The following is a 25,091-nucleotide window of genomic DNA, read 5'->3' on the forward strand; positions in this document are numbered from 1 at the left end:
GGTGCGCCCGGGGAACGAAACAGGAGGGAGCCATGCTCATGCCTTTTGCCCGCCGTACGCTCGGTGCCGTCGGCGGGGCGGCCCTGCTGGGCCTCTTACTGGGGGGCTGCGCCGCCATGAACGAGGCGGGCTGGTCCATCGGCGACGGCGAGCCGGTCTATGTGGTGGACCAGAACGCCGCCAAGCTGGCGATGGTGGATCCGGACGGCGGGGAGGTGGTCGGCGAGGTGGAAGTGGGGGACACCCCCACCTACAACGCCGTGACCCCCGATGGGGACTATGTCCTGGTGACCGCCACCGGGGAGGAGATGCTCTACGTGGTGGATACCGGGCAAGGGGAGGTGGTAGAGCGCCTGGAGCTCGGCGACACCCCCAAGGGGGTGGGCGTGACGCCCGACGGCGAGTTCGTCTACGCCGTGAACGAGGGGCCGGAATCCAACAGCGTGGACGTGTTCGAGGTGGGCTCCTGGACGCACGTGAAGGAGATCGGGGTTGGCGAGGCCCCGCACAACGTGGCCTTCGATCCCGCGCGGAAGATCGCCTATGTCAGCAACGCGGAATCGAACACCGTGAGCCGCATCCGCTACACCAACCACACTTATCTGGATGAGATCCCGCTCGCCGGGGACGGCGTGCCCCACAATCTGGTGGTGAGTCCGGACGGGGAGTTCCTGCTGGTTACCCTGAACGAGAGCGAGCAGATGGCGGTTGTGGAGCTGGATAGCGGCCAGGACATCGTGCACGTGAACCTCTCGAAGGAGCATCACGGCATCGACATGAGTCCGGACGGCCGCTGGGTGTACGTCACGGGTATCGGGGACTCCGTGGTCAACGTCATCGACCTCGGCCGCTTCGCCCGCGTCGGCCAGGTGGAGGTGGGCCAGGGGCCCCATGGCGTCCGGTTCAGCGCGGACGGCGACCATGCCTTCGTGTCCGTGCAGGGCACGAACGAGGTGGTGGTGATGGAAACCGGCGGCCACGACATCGTGCGCCGGATCGAGGACCCCGGCGGCCCCTTCTGGGTGGCCGTGCCGGGTCGGTGAAACCGGTTCGAACTGCCGTCCGGGGCCCCCGCCAGGGGGCCCTTTTCTTGGGTAGAGCCGGTGCTCTGTTCCCCCCGGTGTAGGCAACGGGCAACAGCGGCTTGACGGCGCTTCCGCGTGGTTTCGGGCGGGACCGGGGCCGTTCCGGTCCGTGTCCTCGTTCCCGGGGGACGACGCTTCCCGGCCCGGTCCGGCTGGACGGCTGCCCGTTTGCGCTGGGAATACGGGCGGCTACGGGATTGGCACGAAGGTTGCCGTGGGAAGGGGGGAGTTGCCCAAACAGAGCGGGGATACCATGCCGAAAGCCGTGTCGGAATTGCCCAATATGCTGGATCCAACCTTTTTCCGCCTGCTGGTGGTGGCGGCCTTCAGCAATTTCTTCCTGATGGTGGCCGTGGTCATCGGCGGCCTCGGCGTCATGGAGATGGTGGGGACCCTGCTTCGCACCGTGGGGGACCTGGTCCTGTCGGGAGGGCCCTCCGGGAGCCTGGCCTTTGAGGAAGGCGAGGGCGGGGAGAACCTCATCGCCAGCATTATCAAGGGGCTCAACATGGCCATTATCGCCCTGGCGTCCCTGGAGCTGGCCATGGGAATCCACAAGGAATACGGCAGCAAGGAGGAGGAGGACAACCTCTACCGCATCGTCCGGCGGACCATCACCCGGTTCGTAAGCCTGGCCTCCATCGCGCTGGTCCTGGAGGCCCTCATCATGGTGATCAAGTACAGCCATTTGGATCTGGCGGGGAACCTAACCTATCCGGTGGCCATCCTGGGGGGCACCAGCGCGCTGCTCCTGGGTCTCGGTGGCTTCCTGGCCCTGAGCCGGGCGGACGAGCATCCCGCTGGTGAAGGTGGGCCGGTTGAGCCGGAAGGCGTCGCGGGGATCGGCTCGGGCCGGCGGCCGCCCGAGTCGTTTGGTGTACGCGCGGGGGGTGTTGCCCGGAGCCGGGGCGCCCGCGGTGAAGGTGTGCCGGGGCGGGAATGGGCCCGGCCGGGCCGGTGATGGGAAGGGTTCCCTGGGCCCGGAACGGGGGTAGGGATCGTCGGGAGGAGCGGGCCCGGGCGGTTTCTGCCACATTGGGAGGGGAGGTTGCGCCAGGGGGCCGCGCCATGCATGAGATGGCCTTGTGCGAGTACGTGCTGCAGGTCCTGGAGGAGGAGTCGGGGCGCCAGGGCTACGTCCGCGTCGAGCGGGTACGGTTGGAGGTGGGGGCCCTGTCCTGCGTGGAGAAGGAGGCCCTGCGGTTCAGCTTCGAGGCCGTGGCGCGCGGTTCGCTGGCCGAAGGGGCCCGGCTCGAGCTTCGGGACGCCCCGGGGCAGGGCTGGTGCGGGATGTGCGAGGAAACGGTGACGCTGCGCTCCCTGGCCGATCCCTGCCCCCGCTGCGGGGGCTTCGAGCTCACGCTGACCCGGGGCCTAGGCCTGCGGATCAAGGACCTCGACGTGGTGTGACCGCCGCCCGAGCCAGGAGGGGACCATGTGTAACGTTTGCGGTTGCGGAGAAGGCGCGGCCCCGGTCCCTGGCGAGGAGGAGGCCCGGGGCGCCGGGGACCGGGAGCCGGATGGGCCGGACTACGGAGCCTCCCCGGCCCGCGCCCACGCGCCGGGGATGGACCCGGCGCGCATGGTGCGGATCGAGCGGGACGTGCTGGCCGCCAACGACCGCCACGCCGCCGCCAACCGGTCCCGGCTGGAGGAGCAGGGCGTCCTCGCCCTCAACCTGGTCTCCGGGCCCGGTGCGGGCAAGACCACCCTGCTCGCCCGCACGGTGGCGGACCTGGCGGGGCGCCTGGACGTCGCCGTGGTGGGGGGCGATCAGCAGACCGACAACGACGCCGAGCGGGTGCGGGCCGCCGGGGCCCGGGCCCTGCAGGTGAACACCGGCAAGGGCTGCCACCTGGACGCCCACATGGTGGAGCACGCCCTGGTGTCCCTGGCCCCCGCGGAGCACGGGCTGGTCTTTATCGAGAACGTGGGCAACCTGGTCTGCCCGGCGGCCTTTGACCTGGGCGAGGAGGCCAAGGTGGTGATCCTCTCGGTCACCGAGGGCGAGGACAAGCCGGCCAAGTACCCCGACATGTTCCATGGCGCCGACCTGCTGGTGCTGAACAAGGTGGACCTGCTGCCCCACCTGGACTTCGACGTGGCGCGCTGCCTGGACCACGCCCGCCGGGTGAATCCGGACCTGGAGGTGGTTCAGCTCTCCGCCACCACCGGGGCGGGTCTGGAGGACTGGCACGCCTGGCTGGCCGCCCGGCGCGCGCGCCTGCTGGACCGCCTCGGGGCCGCTCCTCCCGAGCCGGCGGCGGGGGACTGAGGCCGTGGGACGCCCCGCCACGGCCGCGGTGGGGGGTGAGCGCATCCGGGTGCGGGGGCTGGTGCAGGGCGTGGGCTTCCGGCCCACCGTATGGCGGCTGGCCCGGGAAGAAGGACTGACGGGGGAGGTGGGCAACGACGGGGCCGGCCTCTGGATCCGGATCTGGGGACCGGAGGCCGTCCGTGCCCGTTTCCGGGAGCGGCTGCGCGCGGAGGCCCCGCCCCTGGCCCGCATCGAGGCCTTGGAGGTCGAGTCCCTGGGGTCCGGGCCCGCTCCTGCGCGTTTCAGCATCGCATCCAGCGGCGGCGGGACGGCCCGCACGGGGGTAGCTTCGGATGCTCCGGTTTGCCCCGCCTGCCTGGCGGAGCTGCTGGACCCCGGGGACCGCCGCTATCGCTATCCCTTCCTCAACTGCACCCATTGCGGACCCCGCTACACCATCACCACCGCCATCCCCTACGACCGGCCCAACACCACCCTGGCGGGCTTCCCATTGTGCGGGGACTGCAGCCGGGAGTACGCGGACCCTGGCGATCGCCGTTTCCACGCCCAGCCCATCGCCTGTCCGGCCTGCGGTCCGGCCCTGGTTTTGCGGGATTCGGAAGGCCGGCCCGAGGCGGGGGATCCGGTGAGCGGGGCCCTGGCCCATATCCGGGCGGGACGGATCGTGGCAATGAAGGGGGTAGGCGGCTACCACCTGGCCTGCGATGCCCGCGACCCCGGGGCCGTGCCCCGCCTGCGCGCGCGCAAGGAGCGGGGCGGCAAGCCCCTGGCGGTGATGGCGGCCAATCCCGCCTCCCTGGAGCGCTGGGCGAGGATCGGTCCCGCGGAGCGGGATCTGCTGGGGGATCCGGCCCGGCCCATCGCCCTGCTGGCCAAGCGTGGACGGGCCGAGGCGGAGCTGCCCGGCATCGCCCCGGGTCTGGCCGAGGTGGGGGCCATGCTGCCCTACGCGCCCATCCACTACCTGCTGTTCCACGAGGCGGCCGGGCGGCCGGCAGGCACCGGCTGGCTGGGGGAGCCCCAGGGGCTTTTGCTGGTGATGACCAGCGCCAACCCCGGCGGCGAGCCCCTGGTAACGGAACCGGACGAGGCCCACCGGCGGCTGGCCGGCATCGCCGATGCCTTCCTGGACCACGACCGGCCCATCGCCGTGGCCTGCGACGATTCCGTGGCCCGGCTCCGGAGCGACGGCCGGCGGCTCCTGCTCCGCCGGGGACGCGGCCACGCCCCCCGGGCGGTTCCGCTGCCCCGCAAGGGGGCGCCAGTGCTGGCAACGGGCGCCTGGCTGAAAAACACCGTCTGCCTCACCCGCGGCGACGAGGCCCACCTTTCCCAGCACATCGGCGATCTGGCCAATCCCGCCGCCGTGCGGGCCATGGAGGGGGCGGCCGCCCACCTGGAGGCCCTCCTGGAGACGGCCCCGGGGGCCGTGGCTTGCGACCTTCATCCCGATTTCCCCAGCACCCACCTGGCCCACCGGCTGGCCGAAGTACGCGGCCTCCCCGTGGTTCCCGTCCAGCACCACCACGCCCACATCGCCGCGGTGGCCGCCGAGCACCGCCTGGGTGGCCCCGTCCTGGGCCTGGCCCTGGACGGCGTGGGCCTGGGCGACGACCGCGCCGCCTGGGGCGGGGAGATGCTGGTGGTGGACGGTGCCCGCTACGAGCGCCTCGGGCATCTGACCCCGCTGCCCCTGCCGGGCGGCGACCGCGCCGCCCGCGAGCCCTGGCGGATGGCGGCCGCGGCCTTGCACCTCCTGGGGCGTGGCGCGGAGATCGAGACCCGCTTCGGCCACCGGGAGGGGGCCGGGCTCCTGGCCCGCATGCTGGAGCGGGAGGCGGCCTGCCCCTGGACCACCAGCGCCGGGCGCTGGTTCGACGCCGCCGCCGGGCTCCTCGGCGTGCGCGAGGTCTGCGGCTACGAGGCGCAGGCGGCCATGGAGCTGGAGGGGCTGGCCCGCGCCCAGCCCGAGCCCGTGGAAGAGCCGGGCGGTTTCCGCGTGGCCGGTCCGGAGCTGGACCCGACGCCCCTGCTGGAGGCCCTCCTGGAGGAGCCGGATCCGGCCCGAGGGGCAGCCCGTTTCCACGCCGGCTTGGCGGCGGGGCTGGCCGAGTGGGCCCGCTGGGCCGCGGCGGCCCGCGGCTTGACGCGCGTGGTGCTGGGCGGGGGATGCTGGGCCAATACCCTGCTGGCGGGCAAGGTGCGCCGGCGCCTGGAGGCCTCCGGCCTGACCGTTTTCGAGGCCGAGGCGGTGCCGCCGGGCGACGGGGGACTGAGCCTGGGGCAGGCCTGGGTGGCCGTGCGGAGCCTGGAGGAGGATTGAGATGTGCCTGGCCGTGCCCGGAAAGGTGGTGGAGCAGGAGGGCGACGAGGTCGCCCGGGTGGACTTCGGCGGGGTCCGCAAGAGCGTGAGCCTGGCCCTGGTGGAGGACGTGGCGGTCGGGGACTACGTGCTGGTGCACGTGGGCTTCGCCCTGCAGCGCATCGATCCGGAGGAGGCCGAGCGCACCCTGGCGCTGTTCGCGGAGATGAGCCAGCGGCAAGGAGGATAACCGCCAAGGACGCCAAGAACGCCAAGAAGGCAAAAAACCAGAAATGATCCACGCCCCGTGGAAGGCCTTGGTAGATCCCGGTGCTTTCAAGGTTGTTCTTACGGTTTTTCTTTTGGCGTTCTTGGCGTCCTTGGCGGTTCAAAGCCGTTTAACGGAGAGGCAGTCTGCGCCATGAAATACGTCGACGAGCTCCGCGACGGGGCCACGGCCCGGCGGCTGGCCGCCGCCATCGCCGCCGAGGCGGATCCGGATCGCGGCTACCGGTTCATGGAGTTCTGCGGCGGCCACACCCACGCCGTGTTCCGCTACGGCGTGCCCGACCTGCTGCCGCCCAACGTGCACCTGATCCACGGCCCCGGCTGCCCGGTGTGCGTGCTGCCGGTGGGCCGGGTGGACGCCGCCATCGAGCTAGCGCGCCGCCCGGAGGTGATCCTGTGCACCTACGGCGACCTGCTACGGGTTCCGGGCTCGCGGCGCTCCAGCCTGCTCCGGGCCAGGGCGGAGGGGGCCGACGTCCGCATGGTCTACTCCCCCGCCGACAGTCTGCGAATCGCCCGGGAGCACCCCGACCGCGAGGTGGTCTTCTTCGCCATCGGCTTCGAGACCACCACCCCGCCCACCGCCGTGGTGGTCCGGCGGGCCGAGGCCGAGGGCCTTGCCAACTTCAGCGTGGTCTCCAACCACGTCCTCACACCGCCGGCCATGGCGCACCTCCTGGACTCCCCGGAGCTGGACGGTCCCGCGGCGCCGTCCCTCGACGGCTTCATCGGCCCCTCCCACGTCTCCACCATCATCGGGAGCGCTCCCTACGAGCCCTTCGCCCGCGAGCACGGCCGGCCGGTGGTGATCGCCGGCTTCGAGCCCCTGGACGTCATGCAGGCCATCCGCATGCTGATCCGCCAGGTGAACGCCGGCCGGGCCGAGGTGGAGAACGAATACACCCGGGCGGTGACCCGCGTCGGGAACCGGAAGGCCCAGGAGCTGGTCTCCGCGGTCTTCGCCGTGCGGGAATCCTTCGAATGGCGCGGGATGGGCAGCGTGCCCGGAAGCGGCCTGGAGGTCCGGCCGGAATACGCGCACCTGGACGCCGAGCGCCGCTTCGGGGTGGCGGTGGGGCAGCCCCGCGAGAACCGGGCATGCATCTGTCCCTCGGTGCTGCGGGGAGCGGCCCGGCCCACGGAATGCACCCTCTTCGGCACAACCTGCACTCCCGACCATCCCATGGGCTCCTGCATGGTCTCCTCGGAGGGGGCGTGCGCCGCCCACTACGCCTACGGCCGCACCCGGGAGCGGGCGGAGGCATGAGCGGGAAACCGGATCTCGAAGCGGGTCGGGTGGAGCTGGCCCACGGCGGTGGCGGGCGGGCCATGACCCGGCTCATCGAGGAGCTGTTCGCCGCCGCCTTCGACAACCGGTGGCTGGCGGCGGGGGACGATGCCGCCGCCTTCCCGGCGCCTGCGGGGCGCATGGTGATGGCCACCGACAGCCATGTGGTGACGCCGCTGTTCTTCCCGGGCGGCGATATCGGCTCCCTGGCCGTGCACGGCACCGTGAACGACGTGGCCATGGGGGGCGGGAGGCCGCTGTATCTCGCCGCCGGATTCGTGCTGGAGGAGGGCTTCCCGCTGGCGGACCTCCGGCGCATCGTGGGCTCCATGGCCGCCGCCAGCCGGGAAGCGGAAGTCCCGGTGGTGGCCGGCGACACCAAGGTGGTGGAGCGCGGCAAGGCGGACGGGGTGTACATCAGCACCACGGGGGTTGGCGTGGTGCCCGAGGGCGTGGCGGTGGGCGGCGCTCGGGCGCGTCCGGGCGACCGCGTCCTGGTGAGCGGCACCCTGGGCGACCACGGCGTGGCCATCCTTTCCGCCCGGGAGGACCTCGGCTTCGGAACGGAGCTGCAGTCGGACAGCGCACCCCTGCACGGGCTGGTGGCGACCATGCTGGAGGCCGCTCCGGGGGTCCGCTGCCTGCGGGACCCCACCCGCGGCGGCCTGGCCGCCGCCCTCCACGAGCTGGCCCGCCACTCGGGGGTCGGCATGCGCATCCGCGAGGCGGACCTGCCGGTACGTGAGGAGGTGCGCGGGGCCTGCGAGATCCTGGGCCTGGATCCCCTCAACGTCGCCAACGAGGGCAAGCTGGTGGCGGTCTGCCCCCCGGATGCGGCGCCGGCGCTGCTGGCCGCCATGGGCGGCCATCCCCTGGGGCGGGCGGCGGCGGAGATCGGCAAGGTCACCGCCGACGAGCGGGGCTTCGTGGAGATGGAGACCGCCTTCGGCGGTACCCGCCTGGTGGACTGGCTGTACGGGGAGCAGCTGCCGCGGATCTGCTGAACGGCGCCCCGAGGAACGCCGGCCGTCCGCCGGCTCCGGCCCCTTCCCCAGCGCCTTTCCCCATGGGGGCGCCCCTAGCCCCCTAGGCCTTCACGCCCCTGTGGCGCCCCCTCCCGCACGTTCTATATTCGGGGGAAGCTTTCGGCCCGGTGCCGTCGCGGCTACCGGGCCGATGCCCGGTGCTCCCCATGCCGGCGGCCGGAGGGTCCCCCATGCCCGTCCACAATCGCGACATCGCAGAGCGGTTCACCCGGCTGGCCAACCTGCTGGAGATCGAGGGGGCCAACCCCTACCGCGTCCGCGCCTACCGCAACGCCGCCCGCACCATCGGCGGCCTGTCGGTGGATATCGCCGATCTGGTCGCAAAGGGGGAGGATCTGACCCGCTACCCGGGCATCGGCAAGGACCTGGCCAGCAAGATCCGGACCCTTGTGGAGACCGGGGAGCTCCCCGATCTGGCGGAGGTGGAGAAGCGCGTGCCCACGGAGCTCTCCGATCTCATGGCCATCGAGGGGCTGGGGTCGCGGGGGGTAAAGGCCCTCTACAAGCGCCTGGGCATCACCGGGCTGGACGATCTGGAGGAGGCGGCCCGCGCCGGCCGTATCCGCGAGGTGGAACGGTTCGGGGAGAAGTCGGAGCACGCCATCCTGGCGGAGATCGAGAAGCTCCGCGGCGGGGCCCCGGAGCGCATGCGGCTGGCGGACGCCGAGGACGTGGCCCGGCCGCTGGTGGAGCACCTGACCCGGGCGGAAGGGGTGGAGGCCATCGAGGTGGCCGGAAGCTTCCGCCGGCGCAAGGAGACGGTGGGGGACCTGGATATCCTGGTCGCCTGCGCGGACAGCGGTCCGGCCATGGAGCGGTTCGTGGGGTTCGAGGACGTGGCGGAGGTGGTTTCGCAAGGCTCTACCCGCTCCACGGTGCGCCTGGCCTCGGGGCTGCATGTGGACCTGCGGGCGGTCTCCCCGAGCAGTTACGGCGCGGCGCTGCACTATTTCACCGGCTCCCAGGCCCACAACATCGCCGTGCGCCGCCGGGGGGTGGAGCGCGGCTACAAAATCAACGAGTACGGGGTCTTCCTGAGCGGGGGCGGCGAGGAGCCGGTGGCCGGTGCCCGCGAGGAGGAGGTCTTCGAACGGGTGGGCCTGCCCTGGATCCCTCCCGAGCTGCGCGAGGACCGCGGCGAGATCCAGGCGGGCGAGCAAGGGGAGCTTCCGGAGCTGGTTACGGAGGACGATCTGCTTGGGGACCTGCACGCGCACACCGACGCCACCGACGGCGCCGACTCCCTGCGCGCCATGGCGGAGGCGGCGGCCGCCCGCGGCTACGAGTATCTGGCGGTTACCGACCACTCCAAGCGGGTGGCCATGGCCCACGGCCTCGATGCGGACCGGCTGCGCCGCCAGATGGAGGAGATTGACCGGGTAAACGATGAGGGGAAGGGGGCTACCCTGCTGAAGGGGTGCGAGGTGGACATCCTGGAGGACGGCTCCCTGGACCTGCCCGACGACGTGCTGGCGGAGCTGGACCTCACCGTGTGCTCCATCCACTACCAGATGAACCTGCCCCGGGAGAAGCAGACGGAGCGGGTCCTGCGCGCCATGGACAACCCCCATTTCCGCATCCTCGCCCACCCCAGCGGACGCGCCATCAACGAGCGGGCGCCCATGGAGCTGGACATGGAGCGGATCATCGAGGCGGCCGCGGCGCGCGGTTGCGTGCTGGAGGTGAACGCCCAGCCCGCGCGCCTGGACCTCCGCGACGTGGACTGCCGCCTCGCCCGGGAGCGGGGCGCCATGCTGGCCCTGTCCACCGATGCCCACAGCACCGACAACCTGGGCCTGATGCGCTTCGCCGTGGACCAAGCCCGGCGGGGCTGGGTGGGGCCCGGGTCCGTGGTCAACACCCGTGACCTGGGGGGGCTGCGGGAGGCGCTGCGCCGCCGCTGACCCGATAGGAGAGGGGGGAATGCCCGAGCTGCCCGATGTGGAGGTGTTCAAGCGGCGCCTGGACGCCACCGCCCTCCATCAGACCATCGGCGGGGTGGAGGTGGAGGACGAGCGCGTCCTGCGGGGCTGCGGGCCGGCCGAGCTGGAGCGCCGGCTGCAGGGGCGCTCCTTGGAGGCCTCCCGCCGCCACGGCAAGCACCTGTTTGCTCGGCTGAACAGCGGCGCCTGGCTGGAGCTCCACTTCGGCATGACCGGGGACCTGGCCTGCGTGGAGGACGTGGAGGACGCGCCCCCCTACACCCGGGCCCTGTTCCACCTGGAAGGCGGGCACCACCTGGCCTTTGTGGACAGGCGGAAGCTGGGCCACCTGGCCCTGCTGGAGGACCTGGAGGCCTATCTGGCGGAGCTCGGCCTGGGCCCGGACGCCCGCGCCCTGGGTCCGGACGCCTTCCTGGAGCGGGCGCGGGGCCAGCGCGGCCAGGTCAAATGCTGGCTCATGGATCAGGACAAGATCGCCGGGATCGGCAACGTCTATTCCGACGAGATCCTGTTCCAGGCGGGAATTCACCCGCGGACGCCGGTCAAGGCGCTCTCCGACCCCCGTCTGCGGGATCTTCATCGGACCCTGTGGCGGGTTATCGACGCCGCCGTGCAGGCGGCCGTGCGCCCGGAAGCCATGCCGGAAGGCTTCCTGCTGCCCCATCGCGAGAAGGGCGCCCTCTGTCCCCGCTGCGGTACCCCCCTTCAGACCATCGGCGCCTGCGGGCGCACCGCCTACCTCTGCCCGAACTGCCAGCCAGCCCCATGAGGGGCGGTGGGGTGAGGAATATCAGGGTTTTTCCTTGATTTATAGGGTTTAACCCTTATGAAACCTGGTTCAGGGAAAAAAGGACAACGAAAGTTGTCAATGGACTGTCCTGTAGGGGTTTTTTCTGTTTGCCAGGGGGAGGGGCCTGTCCTACCGTGGATTTTAGGGGTGACCGCGCAGGAGCCCCGGTTGAGGGCGGATCCCGTTGAAAGGTAAGGGCAGCCATGGGCGAGGAAAAGAACGATCTCAATGAGGAAATCCGGGCCCTGAAGGACGATCTGTCGTCCTTGCGCTCGGACGTTTCGGAGCTGGCCGAGGCCATGCGCGAGGCGGGCCGGGACAAGGCCAGCGACTGGCGCTCCTCGGTGCAGGACGAGTGGAACGAGCGTCGCGAGGAGCTCCTGCATGCTCTGGGCGTGGCGCGGGACCGGGGACGGCAGGCGGAGGAGGACCTCGAGCGGAGCATCGGGGAGCACCCCTGGACCAGCCTGGTCGCCGCCTTCGGGGTGGGCTACCTGCTGGCCAAGATCACGGGCGTGGGAGGCCGACGCTGAACTACCTGGCCGATTTCCTGGTGGCCCTCCTGGACCTCGCGGAGGCCGAGGGACGGGCCTTGCGGCGCGGTCTGGTGCGCCTGGGCGGTGGGCTGGCGCTGGCCATCCTCGCCGCCCTCCTGGCGGCCGCCGCGGTCGGGCTCCTCCTGTGGGCCCTGTACCTGTTCACGGCGGACCTGCTCAATCCCGTGGCGGGGGCCCTGGTCACCGGCCTAGTGGCCCTGGTGGCGGCCGGAGCGATGGGATGGTTCGCCAGCCGCCTGGGCCGGTGAGCACCGCCGAGGCCAAGGAGCGCCTGCGCGCCGGGCGTTCCTACGGGGACCGCCTGCGCGCGCTCCGTGCCGGACGGGAGCCCCGGTCCGAGCCAGAGGGTCCCCCCTCTCTGGAGGAGGCCAAGGACCGGGTTCGGTGGACGGCCGACCGGCTCAACCCACCGGCGTGGGTAGGCCGCCACCCCTACGGGTCCCTGGCGGCCGCCCTGGCGGGGGGCATGGCCGCCGGCGGTGCGCCGGCCCCGGTGCGCCGCCTGGTGGTACGGGGGCTGCTGGAGCTGGCCCTCCGCCGCTTCTAGGACCGTCCGCGCTCCGATTTCTTTCCTTCCCACGGCCCGTTGCCTCGGGGTGACGGGTCCGATCAGCGAGGCCACCCGGTATATGTGCGGTATCGCGGGGTTCTGGACGGCAAGCCTTCCCGGGACTCCGGAGGAGGTGGCCGGAGCCATGGGGGACCGGCTGCGCACCCGGGGACCGGACGACCGCGGAGTGTGGGCCGACCGGGAGGCGGGCCTCGCCCTGGCGCACCGGCGCCTGGCGGTTCTCGATCTCTCCCCGGCTGGCCACCAGCCCATGGTCTCCCCCTGCGGGCGGTACGTGCTGGCCTACAACGGCGAGATCTACAACCATCCCGAGCTGCGCCAGGCGCTGGAGGGGGAGGGCGGCCACTTTCGGTGGCGCGGGCATTCGGACACCGAGACCCTGCTGGCGGCCCTGCGCCACTGGGGGGTGGAGGAAACCCTCGGCCGGCTCAACGGCATGTTCGCCTTCGCCCTGTGGGACCGCAGCGAGCGGCGGCTCTTCCTGGCCCGGGACCGCATGGGGGAGAAGCCGCTGTACTACGGCCGCAGCGGGGAGACTTTCCTGTTCGGCTCCGAGCTGAAGGCCCTGACCGTCCACCCCCACTGGCGGGGGACCCTGGATCGCGATGCGCTGACTCTCTACCTCCGCCACAACTACATCCCGGCCCCCCGGAGTATCTACCAGGGCATCCACAAGCTCCCCCCGGCCCATTACGTGGTGGTGGGAGAGGATGGAAGGAGCCTTTCGGCGCCTCGATGCTACTGGGACCTGCGCGCGGTGGCCGAGGAAGGGGCCGCGAGCGCGGGCGGCGATCCGGAGGCGCTGACCGACGAGCTGGAGGGGCTGCTCGGCGACGCCGTGGAACGTCGCATGGCCGCGGACGTTCCCCTCGGGGCTTTCCTCTCCGGCGGCTACGACTCCACCACCGTGGCCGCCCTTATGCAGGCGCGCAGCCAGCGCCCGGTGCGCACCTTCTCCATCGGCTTCCAGGAGGCGGCCTACAACGAGGCGGAGCACGCCCGGGCGGTGGCAAACCATCTGGGCACGGACCATACCGAGCTCTACGTGACCCCGGAGGAGGCGCGGGAGGTCATCCCCGAGCTGCCGACCATCTGGGACGAGCCCTTCGCCGATTCCTCGCAGATCCCCACTTACCTGGTGAGCCGGCTGGCCCGTCAGCACGTCACCGTGGCCCTGTCCGGGGACGGCGGGGACGAGCTGTTCTGCGGCTACCACCAGTACGCCCTCGGGGTTCGGCTCTGGAACCGTCTGCGCCGGGTGCCCCTAGCCCTGCGCAGACGGGTGGCGGAGGCCCTGTCCGGGACCCCGGCCCCCACCCTCGACGCTGCGGCGAGGGGCCTGCCCCGGCGGCTGCGCCAGGCGGCCTCGGCAGACCGGCTGCTGAAGCTTGCCGAGGTGCTGCCGCCGACGGAGGGCGAGGAGTTTTACCGCAGCCTGGTATCCCACTGGAAAGCGCCGGAACAGGTGGTGCGCGGAGCGGTGGAGCCGGACACTCTGCTCACCGAGCCCGGCCGGTGGCCGGATCTGCCCGGACTGCGGGAGCGCATGATGTACTTCGACGCGCTCACCTATCTCCCCGACGACATCCTGGCCAAGACCGACCGGGCCACCATGGCCGTGAGCCTGGAGGCCCGGATTCCCCTGCTCGACCACCGGCTGGTGGAGTTCGCGTGGCGGGTGCCCACGGGCCTGAAGTTCCGCGGGGGACAGGGGAAGTGGCTGCTGCGCCAGGTGCTCTATCGCCACGTGCCGTCCGCCCTCATGGACCGGCCCAAGATGGGCTTCGAGGTTCCCATCGAACATTGGCTTCGCGGCCCCCTGCGCGAATGGGCGGAGGATCTGCTGGACGAGAAGCGTCTGCGTGAGGAGGGGGTGCTCCGCCCCGAGCCCATCCGGCGGATGTGGCGGGAGCACCTCTCGGGACACCGTCGCTGGAATTACCACCTCTGGGACGTGCTCATGTTCCAGGCCTGGCAGCGAGAGCACTCCGCCACGCCTCCCGCCATCGAAGGGCTTCCCGCCGGCCCGGCCCAGGAGCGCGCCGCGGGCTAGCCGAGCCCACCGCAGCCCCGGCCACCGCCTGGCCCCACGGCCGCACCCGGGGTGCCCACGAATCCGCTCAAGTTCGAGCCAGCCGCCCTCTCCCTAGCCCAGCGCCGGGGCATTCCGCCTGCGGGCTGTCCAGTACCGGAAAACGGAAGGGGATCCGCCCCGCGTTGAGCAGGCCCCTGGAGGGGCCAGCCAGCGGCACACGGGGTCCTTGTGCGCGCCGTTCCGGGTGGCCCCGTTTCCTGCCTACCTCGCAATCCTCCACAAAAAGTCGAAAGCGTTCCCCACTACACGGCATTGTTGGGAATTTTAGGGAATACACCTACCGGACTCTCCCCATCAAATTCCAGACGTAAAAATAGTAAAACAAATTGCAGGATTGCCCATGTAAAGAAGACTGACGCAGTTTAAATTTGTTTTGTTATTTTGCAGCGGGCGTACTATGAATTGGGGAAGGGGGTAACAAATTGAGCCCTGGACATAGGTGAAGCGTTAAGCATATCCCTATGCAATTTCCGCGGCCGGTAACCAAAACCCGGGTGGCTATCCGGGAAAAAGGAGAGGCAGATGCGGACCATCCCTCTGTTCCAGCACCACATCAAGGCGGGATTCCTGATCCTGGGCCTGGTGGAGCTGATGGTCCTGGTGGTCGCGGTGTCCGTTGCCGCTTACGCCCGCTTCGAGTGGGACCCCCTTCTTGTCCGGGAGAGTGTCGGCCCCCTGTTCCCAAAGGCCGTGTTCTTCGCCCTGGTGGTGCAGTTGGGCATGGTGGCAACCGGGCTGTATCAGCGGCACCTGCGGGACGGCTATGGAGGGATCGGCCGGAGGCTGGTGATCGCCTTCGTCATCGCCGTGATCTTTTTGACGGTGTTCTTTTACACCCTTCCCGAGCTGTACCTGGGCCGCGGCATCCTGGGTGCCGCCCTGCTTATCGCCTTTCCGTCGCTCCTGGCCGTTCGGGCCACCTTCTTCTCGGTGGTGCGCAGTCCGGGAATGCGCCGGCACGTGCTTGTGCTGGGCGCCGGACGGGGGGCGGAGGCCCTTAGCCAGTTCCGCCGCGAGACGGACCGCCTGGGCAAGGACATCATCGGCTACGTCCCCATGGGCAGCGAGACGCCCCGGGTTCCTAAGAGCCAGCTGGTGGAGCTCGGGGAGGGCCTCTGTCCCTACGCCTACCGCAACGTGGACGAGATCGTGGTGGCCGTGGAGGAGCGCCGCGACGTACTGCCGGTGCAGGAGCTCCTGGAGTGCCGGGTGCGGGGTATCGAGGTGGTGGACCTGCTGACCTTCCTGGAGCGGGAGACGGGGAAGGTGAAGGTGGATCTGGCCCAGCCGAGCTGGTTCACCTATTCCCCCGGCTTCTTCTACCGAGGGCTTTTCCACCGCACTTTCAAGCGCGCCATCGATCTGGTGGGGGCCCTGGCGCTCCTGGTGCTGGCCGGCCCCGTCATGATCGCGACGGCCCTGGCCATCCGCCTGGAGGACGGGGGCCCCGTGTTCTATCGCCAGACACGGGCTGGCGAGGACGGCCGGCCCTTCCAGCTGATCAAGTTCCGGAGCATGCGTACCGACGCCGAACGGATGGGTGTGCCCCAATGGGCGGAGGAGAACGATCCCCGGGTGACCCGGGTGGGCGCCGTGATCCGGAAGTATCGCATCGACGAGCTCCCGCAGGTGCTCAATATTCTGCGGGGGGACATGAGCTTCGTGGGTCCCCGTCCGGAGCGTCCGGAGTTTGAGGAGGAGCTGCTCCGGGAGCTGCCCTTCTACGCGGAGCGCCACCGGGTCAAGCCCGGGCTCACGGGCTGGGCCCAGATCAGCTACCCCTACGGCGCCTCCCAGGAGGACGCCCTCGAGAAGCTCCAGTACGACCTGTACTACGTCAAGAACTTCAGCCTTTTTCTGGACCTGATGATCCTCATCCACACGGCGGAAGTGGTTCTCTGGGGAAAGGGGGCGCGATGAAGGTGCCGGGGAATTGCACCGACGGGACGGAGAGCCATGCCTAGCATCGCGGCCCTGAGCTATGCCGGGGGGATGGCGGCCTTCCTGGCCCTGACCCTGGTGCTGGCCATCGGTTGGCGGGGGCGCAGCGCCGGTACCCTGCTGCTGGCGGCCGCGTCCGGGAACACCCTGTGGGCCGGCTTCCTGGCCTGGCAGGCCTGGTCCGGCCAGGGGGGACCGGTGGCGGTGGCGCTGGTGGACGGGCTGCGCTACGGCCTCTGGTTCGTCTTTCTGGCGGGCCTCCTGAAGGGGGTGGCGGAGCCCCGCATATTCCGGGGGATCGCGGCGATCGCGGCCGGCCTGCCTGTACTCCATTTCCTGGGCGCCGCCTGGGGGAGCTGGGCGGGCGGGGGGTCGGGGGGCGCGGTGCTCGCCGGGTCGTCCATGCTGACGGGCATCCTGCTGGCGGTCTTCGGCCTCCTGCTGGTGGAGCAGACCCTGCGCAACACCGAGGAGGACGGCCGCTGGGCCATCAAGTACCTCTGTCTGGGGCTGGGGGCGATCTTCGCCTACGACTTCTTTCTGTTCGCCGACGGCCTCCTGGTGCAGCGCACGGACCTGGACCTGTGGGCGGCCCGCGGAGCGGTAAACGCCCTGGTGGTGCCCCTGATCGCCGTGTCCGCGGCCCGCAACCCGAGCTGGTCCCTGGACGTCTACGTATCCCGCAGCATGGTGCTGCATACGGCCACCCTGGTGGGCGCCGGCCTCTACATGCTGGTGATGGCGGGGGTGGGTTACTCCATCCGCGCCTACGGGGGGATCTGGAGCGGGACCGTGCAGGCGGTCTTCCTGTTCGGCGCCGGGATCCTCCTGGCGGTGCTGCTGTTTTCGGGTCAGCTACGCGCTCAGGCCCGGGTATTCCTCAGCAAGCATTTCTTCAACTACAAGTACGACTACCGCGAGGAATGGCTGCGCTTCGCCGCCACCCTCGCCGACGAGGAGGGCGGGCCGCTGAAGGAGCGGGTGATCCGCGCCCTGGCGAGGATCGTGGAGAGCCGGGGCGGCGTGCTCTGGAAGCGGGACGAGAACAGCGACTACCGGCCCACGGCGGCCTGGAACATGCGTCGGACGGAGGCGGATCCCCTGCCCGGGGAGGACCCCCTGGCTCGCTTCCTGGAGGAGTCCGGCTGGATCCTGGAGGCCGGCGAATGGCGGGAGCGCCCCTATCGATACCGCGGGATCGCGGTTCCGGAATGGTTCAGCGTGCAACCGGAGGCGTGGCTGGTGGTGCCCCTGATCTACCGCGAGTCGCTGATCGGGTTCGTGGTCCTGGGCGAGCCCCGCGCGGGCACCCGAACGCTGGACTGGGAGGACTACGACCTGATCAAGACCGCGGGGCGCCAGGCGGCGAGCTATATCGCCCAGGAGGAGGCCGCCGAGGCGCTGGGCGAGGCCCAGCAGTTCGAGACCTACCATCGCCTCTCCGCCTTTGTCCTCCACGACCTGAAAAACGTCATGGGCCAGCTCTCCCTGTTGGCCCAGAACGCCTCCCGGCACAAGCACAACCCGGAGTTTGTGGACGACGCCGTCCTCACCATCGAGCACTCCGTGGAACGGATGCAGCGCCTGATGGAGCAACTGCGGGGCGGGCGCAACCTGAGCCAGCCCGTGGCCCTGGACCTGGCCGAGTGCGCCCGGGAGGCGGTGGCGGCCCACGGCGACCGCAAGCCGGTTCCCACCCTCGAGGAGCCCGGCCCCGTCGGGCGGGTGGTGGCCGACCGTGGGCGGCTGGTGGCGGTGCTGGGACACATCATCCAGAACGCCCAGGACGCCACGGCGGAGGAGGGCTTCGTGGAGGTTCGGCTGGGCCGTGACAGGGACGATGCGTTGATCGAGATAGAGGACGACGGGAGCGGTATGGACGCGGACTTCATTCATAATCGACTGTTCAAGCCGTTCGATACCAGCAAGGGAAGCACCGGTATGGGGATCGGGGCCTACGAGGCTCGGGAATACGTCCGCGAGCTCGGGGGCGATGTGGAGGTCTCCAGTGCCCTCGGCGCGGGGACGCGGTTCCGGATCCGCTTCCCGGAGGAGGCGCTGGTGGAGGAGCCCATGGACTTGGCCAGGGAGGTGGGGCAATGAGTGGCAGGGAGCGCCGTTTGTTGATCGTGGAGGACGATCCGGGGGTCCAGCGGCAGCTTCGCTGGTCCTTCGACGAGGTGGAGCCAATCGTCGCCGAGGATCGCCAGAGCGCCCTTGCGCAGCTGCGCCGGTACGAGCCCCAGGTGGTGAGCCTGGACCTGGGCCTGCCCCCGGACCCGGGTGGGGTGGAGGAGGGCCTGCGAACCCTGCGCGAGATCCTAGCCCTGGACCCCCGGGTAAAGGTGGTGGTCATCACCGGCAACAACGACCGCGACAACGCGGTGCGGGCGGTGGCCATGGGCGCCTACGACTTCTATGAGAAGCCCCTCGATCCCGAGCTGCTCGGCGTCATCGTGGACCGGGCCTTCAAGGTCTACGAGCTGGAGGAGGAGAACCGCAAGCTGAGCCGCAGCCGGCAGGATTCGCCCCTGGCGGGCGTGGTAGCGGCGAGCCCCCAGATGGAGCATGTCTGCCAGATGGTGGAGAAGGTGGCCCCCTCGGAGGCCACGGTCTGCCTCCTGGGCGAGAGCGGAACCGGCAAGGAGCTCCTGGCGCGCGGCCTCCATGAGCTCAGCGCCCGAGCCGACAACCGGTTCGTCGCCATCAACTGCGCCGCGATCCCGGAGAACCTCCTGGAAAGCGAGCTGTTCGGTTACGAGAAGGGGGCCTTCACGGGCGCCAACCGGCAGACCAAGGGCAAGATCGAGCACGCCCACGGCGGAACCCTGTTCCTGGACGAGGTGGGGGACCTGCCCCTGTCCCTGCAGGCCAAGCTCCTGCGCTTCCTCCAGGAGCGCGTGGTGGAGCGGGTGGGCGGCCGCGAGGAGATCCCCGTGGACCTGCGGGTCATCTGCGCCACCAACCAGGACCTGGAGGAGCAGCTGGCCCGGGGCGATTTCCGCGAGGACCTCTACTACCGGATCACCGAGGTGACCGTCCGCATCCCGGCCCTGCGCGCCCGGGAGGGGGACGCGGCTGTGATCGCCCGGTCCCTCCTGGAGCAGACCGCCCGGGAGCAATCTAGGCCGGTGCCCCGGCTCACCCAGGACGCGGTGCACGCCATCGAGGCCCACAGCTGGCCGGGCAATGTCCGCGAGTTGGAGAACCGGATCAAGCGGGCCACCATCATGTGCGAGGGGGGCCGGATCACCCCCGAAGACCTGGAGCTGGAGGCTCCGGAGACCGAGCCGCTGCCCTTCAACCTGCGCCAGATCCGGGAAAAGGCGGAGCGCACCGCCCTGCACCGCGCCCTCAACCATACCAACAACAACCTGTCCCGGGCGGCCGAGGTGCTCGGCGTAACCCGGCCCACCCTCTATGCCTTGCTGGACAAGCATCAGATGCGCAGCGGCCGGGCCACCAAGAACGCCTGAGTCCGCGGGAAACCTCAACCGGATCGGCTTCCACGGGAGCAGCTTATGGGAACGTTTCTACGCAAGGGGCGCCACGGGGGCCCCCTGGCCGGCCTGTTGGCCGCCGTCCTGCTGGCCGGGTGCCTTGGTGAGGGCATGGACGCCGCGGAGCACCTGGAGCGGGCGGAGGCCTACCGGGAGGAGGGCAATCTGCGGGCGGCGGTGATCGAGTACAAGAACGCCCTGCAGAAGGAGCCCGGGAACGCCGAGGCCAGGCTCCATCTGGGACGCACCTATTCATCCCTCGGTGACGGGGTCTCCGCCGTGAAGGAGCTGCGGCGGGCCGAAGAGGCGGGCCTTCCCGAGGCCGACCTGGTCCTGCCGCTGGGCCGGGCCCTGCTGCTGAAGGGTGCTCCCGAAAAGGTGCTGGAGGAGATCGATCCCGAGGCGGTCTCCGGGGACGGGAAGCGGGCCCGCATCCTCGCCCTGCGGGCCCGGGCGCGGCTGGCCCGCGGGGATCTGCAGAAGGCCAGCCCCCTGGTGGACCAGGCCCTGTCCCTGGATGAGGGATCGTCGAGCGTTCTGCAGGCGCGCGCCTGGGTGGCCGCCGCCGGCGGGGATCTGGAGGAGGCCCGGGAATGGGCAGAGCGGGCCCTGGAGACGGGTAATGACCGGGGCGCCGCCTGGAGCCTGCTGGGGGACATCCGGCGGCGCCAGGGCGAGGTGGAGGCCGCCGAGGAGGCCTACTCCCGGGCCGTCGAGCTCCGGGCCAACAATGCGGGGGACTATTTCAAGCGGGCCCTGATCCGCATCACGGAAGGGGAGATGGCCGCAGCCGAGGAGGATCTGGACGCCCTGGAAAGGGTGGCTCCGGAGCACCCCGGCCTGTCCTACGGACGGGGGCTGATCGCCTTCCAGGAGGGGGACCTGGATGAGGCCCTGGGCGGGTTCCGGCAGGCGGTGCGGGGGGCTCCGCGGCACCTTCCAGCCCGGTTCTACCTGGGTGTCACCCATTTCCTGGAGGAGAACTACAACCAGGCGGAGGTGGAGCTCTCCCGAGTGCTGGAGCGGGCACCCCGCCAGGACCAGGCCGCCAAACTCCTGGCCTCCATCCACCTCCGGTGGGAAAACTTCGACCGGGCCATTAGGGTGCTGAAGCCCATCCTGCGGCGCAGTCCGGAGGACCGGGTGGCCCTGACCCTCATGGGCCGGGCGTCCCTGCGGGCGGGGCGGACCGAGGAGGGCATCTCCTACCTGAAACGGCTAGTGAAGCAGTCCCCCGACAACGCTGCGGCCCATACCACCCTTGCCCTGGGCCACATCTACGGCGGGCAACGGGGGCAAGGTACCCGGGCCCTGGAGAAGGCCATTGAGCTGGCCCCGGAGGCGGATCTGCCGGCGGCGCTCATCGTCCGGCAGTATTTCGAGTCCGGAGACCTGGACAAGGCCCTGGAAGCGGCTCGCCGGTACCGGGACAACCGCCCGGAAAGCGCCCGTCCCCTGGTCTACATGGGGCTGGCCTACCTGGGCAAGGACCGGGTGGAGGAGGCCCGCGAGGCCTTCCGCGAGGCCATGGAGCGGGAGCCCGGTGATCCGGCGGCGGGCAACAATCTGGCCCGCCTGGCCGCCCGGGACGGGCGGCTCGAGGCGGCTCGCCGCTATTACGACCGGATCCTGGAGGAGCACCCCGGCCATCTGGGGACCCTGGTGTCCCTGGCCCGCCTGGAGGCCGAGCGTGGCAATCGCGAGGCGGCCGTTCGGGACCTGGAGCGGGCTCGGGAGGCGAATCCCGAAGCGGCCGAGCCGCGGACCATGCTGGCGCGATACCACCGCAGCGAGGAGCGGTACGCCGAGGCGCTGGCCGCCGCCGAGGAGGGGCTGGAGGGCCCCCCCACGGATCCGGATCTGCTGGAGGAGATCGGTCGGGCGCGGCTGGCGCTGGGACGGGGCGGTGCGGCCCTGGACGCCTTCGAGCAGCTGGCGGAGATCGTCCCCGGGTCCGCCCGGGCCCGGCTCCTGATGGCCCGGGCGCACGCGCGGATCGGGGATGCGGCGGAAACGGAGCGCGACCTGCGGGCGGCGCTGGAGCGGGATGGGGGCCTCCTGGAGGCTCGTCTGGCTCTGGCCCGGCTGTTTATCCGGCAGGGCCGGATCGATGCCGCCGAAGACCAGGTGGAGCGTCTGCGGCGGGACCATGGCGACCATCCGGAGGTGGCCATCCGGGCGGCTCGTCTGGCCGCGCGGGAGGGCCGGTGGGAGGCCGCCGCGGATGCCTACCAGGAGGCCCTGGCCCAGCAGGAACGCTCCGCGTGGGTGCGGGACCTGGCTGCCGTGCAGCGCCGCTCTGGGCGAATGGGGGAGGCTAGACAGACCCTGGAGGACTGGCTGGGGCGCCATCCCGGCGACGGGCAGGCGCGGCTGGCCCTGGGGAACCTCCATCTGGAAGAGGGCCGGAAGGAAGCGGCCGCGCGGGCCTTCCGGCGGCTCGTGGAGGAGCATCCCGATAACGTGGCGGCACGGAACAACCTCGCCTGGGTGCTCCGGGAGGACCATCCGGAGGAGGCGGAGCGCCACGCGGCCCGTGCCCTGGAGCTGGCCCCCGAGTCCGCGGTGGTCCTGGACACCGCGGGTCTGATCAAGCTGGCTCAGGGGCGGGCGGAAGACGCCGTTCGGAAGCTGCGGCGCGCCGTGGATCTGGCCCCGGAGCGTCCCGCCTTTCAGGTCCACCTTGCACGCGCCCTGCGGGCCCAGGGGGAACGGAGGGAGGCGCGTTCCATTCTGGAGTCGTTGCTGGATCAGGGCACCGATCTGCCCCAGCGGGCGGAGGTGGAAGGGATGCTGGAGGAGCTATCGGCCCAGCCATGATGTCTCCGGACCGGGGTGGTGGGGCGTCCCGGGACATGGGCCCGGGCCCGGCCACCCCGAAAACGGTCCCCTCCGCTCGGCGAATGGAGGGGGCCAACCTGTGTTCTCTGTACCGGCTGGGGCTGGACGCAAAAAGGCCGCCCCAGCGGGGCGGCCCATACCGAAGGCCGGTGCCGTGAGCTACTCAGCCCAGAGACCGCCCCGGGAAGCGCCGCCGTCCGAAGGCGGCCGTCAGGACGAGGCCGAGACCGGCCAGGGCTGCCGTGGCCGGTTCGGGGACCTGCTCCCCACCCCCGGCAACGGTGATGTTGGCCTTGTTGAAGCCGTCGAAGCCGCTCGACCCGGTGGGGCCGAACAGGTCCCCGTCGCCGTACAGGCCGACCTCGGCCGCGCCGTCCCCGGCGAAGGCGATGTCCTGGATGGCGGCCGACCCCAGGTTCTGGGAGAACTCCCCGAAGTCCCGCTCGAAATCCTCATACATCCAGCTGGCCCCGAAGAAGAAGTCGCCCACGTCCTCGTTCATCATGGCGTCCTGGAAGGCCTGGAGCTCGATAGGACTCTGGGCAATCCAGAAGTCGTCCTCGCCGTCCAGCCCCGCGGCCGCTCGCAGGCTTCCGTCGCCGGCCTCCGCCAGCTCCTGCTCCGAATCCGCCGCGGTCCGGTCGAACTCGGTTCCCGCGCCGATGGAGTCGTCAAAGAACAGGGTGGACAACCGGCCCTTGTCGATGCCGAGGGAGTCGGCCTCGGCGTCGCTGATGTAGGGATCCCAGGCCGTGGCGATCGGGTTCCGGAAGCTGATGTCCCACATCTCGTAGGTGTTGCCGCCGAGTTCCGCGGTCTTGCCCGAATTCCCCAGGTCCGCCACCTCCACCTGGAACAGGGAGGTGAACTGCCGTCCGGTGGTGTTCACATAGGAGGAGTCACCCCCGTTCTCGAGCTTGGTGATATCCATGGCGCCACGCAGGATATCCCCCTGCTGGATGGTGCTCTGCACCCGTTCCCCGCTGCGGTAGAAGTTCTCCCCGCTGTCATCGGTCCACAGGGCCATACCGGACGGCATGATGGAATCCAGGGCGGTCGCCTGGGCCGCGCCCGCGGCGCCCAGCCCGAGACCCACCATGCCGGCCAGGGTCGTATGCAACACGACATTGCGTACTGCCATCGTTCTTCCTCCACAGAATGTTTGGTGTCTAGCTGGGAGCCCGACATCTGTGGCACCCGCCTCGCCCTGTCTCTAGCCAGTACCGTGCCAAAAAAGAAAAGCTTATTTTTTCAACTATCTAGTTTCTGGACATGGAATCCGTGGGCAGGCCATGGAAACTTTTCCGACGCCGCCCGGGTGGCCCCGCCAGGCTCCCGGGAGCCGCTAGTTCCTCGTGTCCGCCCCGGTGAATGGCCGCGTCCGGGGGCGGGACCCTCCGGAGTGGCGTTTCCCTTGGGTGTCCGTAGAACGGACATGGGGCTTTTCCCCCAAGGGAGAGACTCAGGATCCGCCATTGTTTTCGGTTACCCGTCCGCGTGCTCCGGGCTGTTTTGTCGGGCGGTGACAATGAGCCGCTCGGAATCACCACCAGGCGGACCCCGGGCCACTGGACCGTGGCCCCACCGCGCCCTTGTTTCCCGCCACGAAGACCCGACCCCCTTGTCCCGTCGCTAGTAGACGGGGTGTAAAGACGGCCGTTTGGAGGGTTTTGTTCTTGTTCCGGAGCGGGACAGGCGCTGATGACCCCATCGGCGTTATTTGGATCCTTTGTTTTTAATAATAGGCTGTTTTTAAATGCTAAAAATTATGTTCTGTAAAATATTTTTTACACCAAAACGGGCCCTTCCGGGCCCGGTAAGGGTTCGTCCCAAGGTTTCGGTGGTGTCTTTTACGTTATTAATGTCCAAAAGAAAGTAAATCGCACCTAAGGGCCTCCGGGCCGGGGAGGGGGAAATCTTGAAGGTATGCCTTGGGGTGCCACGCACTCTCGTATGGATGGTTTTGCCGTTGGGTTTGGTGGGGGTGGCCGGTTGTGGCGGTCCCGGCCTTCCGGAAGGGGCTCCCAAACAGCTGGACGTTGACGAGACCCCGCACTACCGCATCGGTCCGGGGGATTCGGTCAACATCTTCGTCTGGCGGAACCCGGAGCTCTCGGTGACCGTTCCCGTCCGTCCGGACGGGCGCATCACCACCCCGCTGGTGGAGGACGTCGTTGCCAGTGGACGGACTCCTACCCAGCTGGCGCGGGTGATGGAGAACGAGCTGAGCACCTACATCAAGCAGCCGGAAGTGACCGTCATGGTCGATCAGTTCCAGGGGCTGCCCCCCCGGCAGATCCGCGTGGTGGGGGAAGCCACGGAGCCCATGGCCCTGCCTTATCAAGACGATCTTTCCTTGCTCGACGTGATGATCGAGGTAGGGGGGCTTACCGAGTTCGCCGCCGGCAATCGAGCCAAGCTGGTCCGGACCGTGGATGGTGAGCGCAAGCAGTACAACGTCCGCCTCGACGATCTGGTCCGCGATGGCGATATCAGCCAGAACGTGGACATGCTCCCCGGGGACGTCCTGTTCATCCCTGAAGCCTTGTTCTAGCTACCCCGATTA

At 70.0% G+C, this 25,091-nt stretch carries 20 protein-coding genes; 19 read left to right on the forward strand and 1 reads right to left on the reverse strand.

The window, feature by feature from the left end; genetic code table 11:
- Window positions 1-32: 32 nt before the first annotated feature.
- From AN478_RS07375 to prsT, 18 genes are all read left to right on the forward strand, one after another.
- Window positions 33-1,043, forward strand: coding sequence for a YncE family protein (locus AN478_RS07375; protein ID WP_054965978.1), 1,011 nt, complete (start codon window positions 33-35; stop codon window positions 1,041-1,043).
- Between the two features lie 325 nt (window positions 1,044-1,368).
- Window positions 1,369-2,046, forward strand: a complete 678-nt coding sequence (locus AN478_RS07380; RefSeq protein ID WP_054965979.1) for a hypothetical protein — start codon at window positions 1,369-1,371, stop codon at window positions 2,044-2,046.
- Window positions 2,047-2,153: 107 nt separating this feature from the next.
- Window positions 2,154-2,495: a hydrogenase maturation nickel metallochaperone HypA gene (gene hypA, locus AN478_RS07385; RefSeq protein WP_054965980.1), complete on the forward strand. Its 342-nt coding sequence runs from the start codon at window positions 2,154-2,156 to the stop codon at window positions 2,493-2,495.
- Window positions 2,496-2,520: 25 nt separating this feature from the next.
- Window positions 2,521-3,360, forward strand: coding sequence for a hydrogenase nickel incorporation protein HypB (hypB, locus tag AN478_RS07390; RefSeq protein ID WP_054965981.1), 840 nt, complete (start codon window positions 2,521-2,523; stop codon window positions 3,358-3,360).
- Window positions 3,361-3,364: 4 nt separating this feature from the next.
- Window positions 3,365-5,686, forward strand: a complete 2,322-nt coding sequence (gene hypF, locus AN478_RS07395; protein WP_054965982.1) for a carbamoyltransferase HypF — start codon at window positions 3,365-3,367, stop codon at window positions 5,684-5,686.
- Window position 5,687: 1 nt separating this feature from the next.
- Entirely contained in the window at window positions 5,688-5,915 is a 228-nt protein-coding gene (locus AN478_RS07400; protein ID WP_054965983.1) for a HypC/HybG/HupF family hydrogenase formation chaperone, read from the forward strand.
- A gap of 171 nt (window positions 5,916-6,086) precedes the next feature.
- Window positions 6,087-7,220: a hydrogenase formation protein HypD gene (hypD, locus tag AN478_RS07405; protein ID WP_054965984.1), complete on the forward strand. Its 1,134-nt coding sequence runs from the start codon at window positions 6,087-6,089 to the stop codon at window positions 7,218-7,220.
- Window positions 7,217-8,245 carry a hydrogenase expression/formation protein HypE gene (hypE, locus tag AN478_RS07410; RefSeq protein WP_054965985.1) on the forward strand — a complete coding sequence of 343 codons (1,029 nt, stop codon included), beginning with the start codon at window positions 7,217-7,219 and terminating at the stop codon, window positions 8,243-8,245. The genes hypD and hypE overlap by 4 nt, the downstream gene beginning before the upstream one ends.
- 212 nt (window positions 8,246-8,457) lie before the next feature.
- Complete coding sequence (gene polX / locus AN478_RS07415) at window positions 8,458-10,191, forward strand: DNA polymerase/3'-5' exonuclease PolX (RefSeq protein WP_054965986.1); 1,734 nt, start codon at window positions 8,458-8,460, stop codon at window positions 10,189-10,191.
- A 19-nt stretch (window positions 10,192-10,210) separates the two neighbouring features.
- The gene (locus tag AN478_RS07420; protein WP_054965987.1) at window positions 10,211-10,999 is read left to right on the forward strand and encodes an Fpg/Nei family DNA glycosylase; all 789 of its coding nucleotides are present in this window, start codon (window positions 10,211-10,213) and stop codon (window positions 10,997-10,999) included.
- Window positions 11,000-11,223: 224 nt separating this feature from the next.
- Entirely contained in the window at window positions 11,224-11,553 is a 330-nt protein-coding gene (locus AN478_RS07425; RefSeq protein WP_054965988.1) for a DUF883 family protein, read from the forward strand.
- 20 nt (window positions 11,554-11,573) lie between these two features.
- Entirely contained in the window at window positions 11,574-11,825 is a 252-nt protein-coding gene (locus AN478_RS07430) for a hypothetical protein (RefSeq protein ID WP_054965989.1), read from the forward strand.
- Window positions 11,798-12,124, forward strand: coding sequence for a hypothetical protein (locus AN478_RS07435; RefSeq protein WP_176758739.1), 327 nt, complete (start codon window positions 11,798-11,800; stop codon window positions 12,122-12,124). The genes AN478_RS07430 and AN478_RS07435 overlap by 28 nt, the downstream gene beginning before the upstream one ends.
- Window positions 12,125-12,206: 82 nt before the next feature.
- Window positions 12,207-14,201, forward strand: coding sequence for an asparagine synthase (glutamine-hydrolyzing) (asnB, locus tag AN478_RS07440; RefSeq protein ID WP_074471308.1), 1,995 nt, complete (start codon window positions 12,207-12,209; stop codon window positions 14,199-14,201).
- 564 nt (window positions 14,202-14,765) lie between these two features.
- A complete protein-coding gene (locus AN478_RS07445) occupies window positions 14,766-16,163 on the forward strand; it encodes a TIGR03013 family XrtA/PEP-CTERM system glycosyltransferase (protein WP_054965991.1) in 1,398 nt (465 codons plus the stop codon).
- 36 nt (window positions 16,164-16,199) lie between these two features.
- Complete coding sequence (gene prsK / locus AN478_RS07450) at window positions 16,200-18,287, forward strand: XrtA/PEP-CTERM system histidine kinase PrsK (RefSeq protein ID WP_054965992.1); 2,088 nt, start codon at window positions 16,200-16,202, stop codon at window positions 18,285-18,287.
- A complete protein-coding gene (gene prsR, locus AN478_RS07455; RefSeq protein WP_054965993.1) occupies window positions 18,284-19,660 on the forward strand; it encodes a PEP-CTERM-box response regulator transcription factor in 1,377 nt (458 codons plus the stop codon). The genes prsK and prsR overlap by 4 nt, the downstream gene beginning before the upstream one ends.
- A 45-nt stretch (window positions 19,661-19,705) precedes the next feature.
- Window positions 19,706-22,504: an XrtA/PEP-CTERM system TPR-repeat protein PrsT gene (gene prsT / locus AN478_RS07460; RefSeq protein ID WP_054965994.1), complete on the forward strand. Its 2,799-nt coding sequence runs from the start codon at window positions 19,706-19,708 to the stop codon at window positions 22,502-22,504.
- 184 nt (window positions 22,505-22,688) lie between these two features.
- Here the strand turns inward: prsT and AN478_RS07465 are convergent, their stop codons facing one another.
- On the reverse strand, window positions 22,689-23,666 hold the full coding sequence (locus AN478_RS07465; protein WP_143004094.1) for a PEP-CTERM sorting domain-containing protein: 978 nt from the start codon (window positions 23,664-23,666) through the stop codon (window positions 22,689-22,691).
- An 816-nt stretch (window positions 23,667-24,482) separates the two neighbouring features.
- Here AN478_RS07465 and AN478_RS07470 point away from each other — a divergent pair.
- On the forward strand, window positions 24,483-25,079 hold the full coding sequence (locus AN478_RS07470) for an XrtA/PEP-CTERM system exopolysaccharide export protein (RefSeq protein WP_054965996.1): 597 nt from the start codon (window positions 24,483-24,485) through the stop codon (window positions 25,077-25,079).
- Window positions 25,080-25,091 lie beyond the last annotated feature (12 nt).

The sequence above is a fragment of the Thiohalorhabdus denitrificans genome, assembly GCF_001399755.1.
In the GTDB taxonomy this organism is placed as follows: domain Bacteria; phylum Pseudomonadota; class Gammaproteobacteria; order Thiohalorhabdales; family Thiohalorhabdaceae; genus Thiohalorhabdus; species Thiohalorhabdus denitrificans.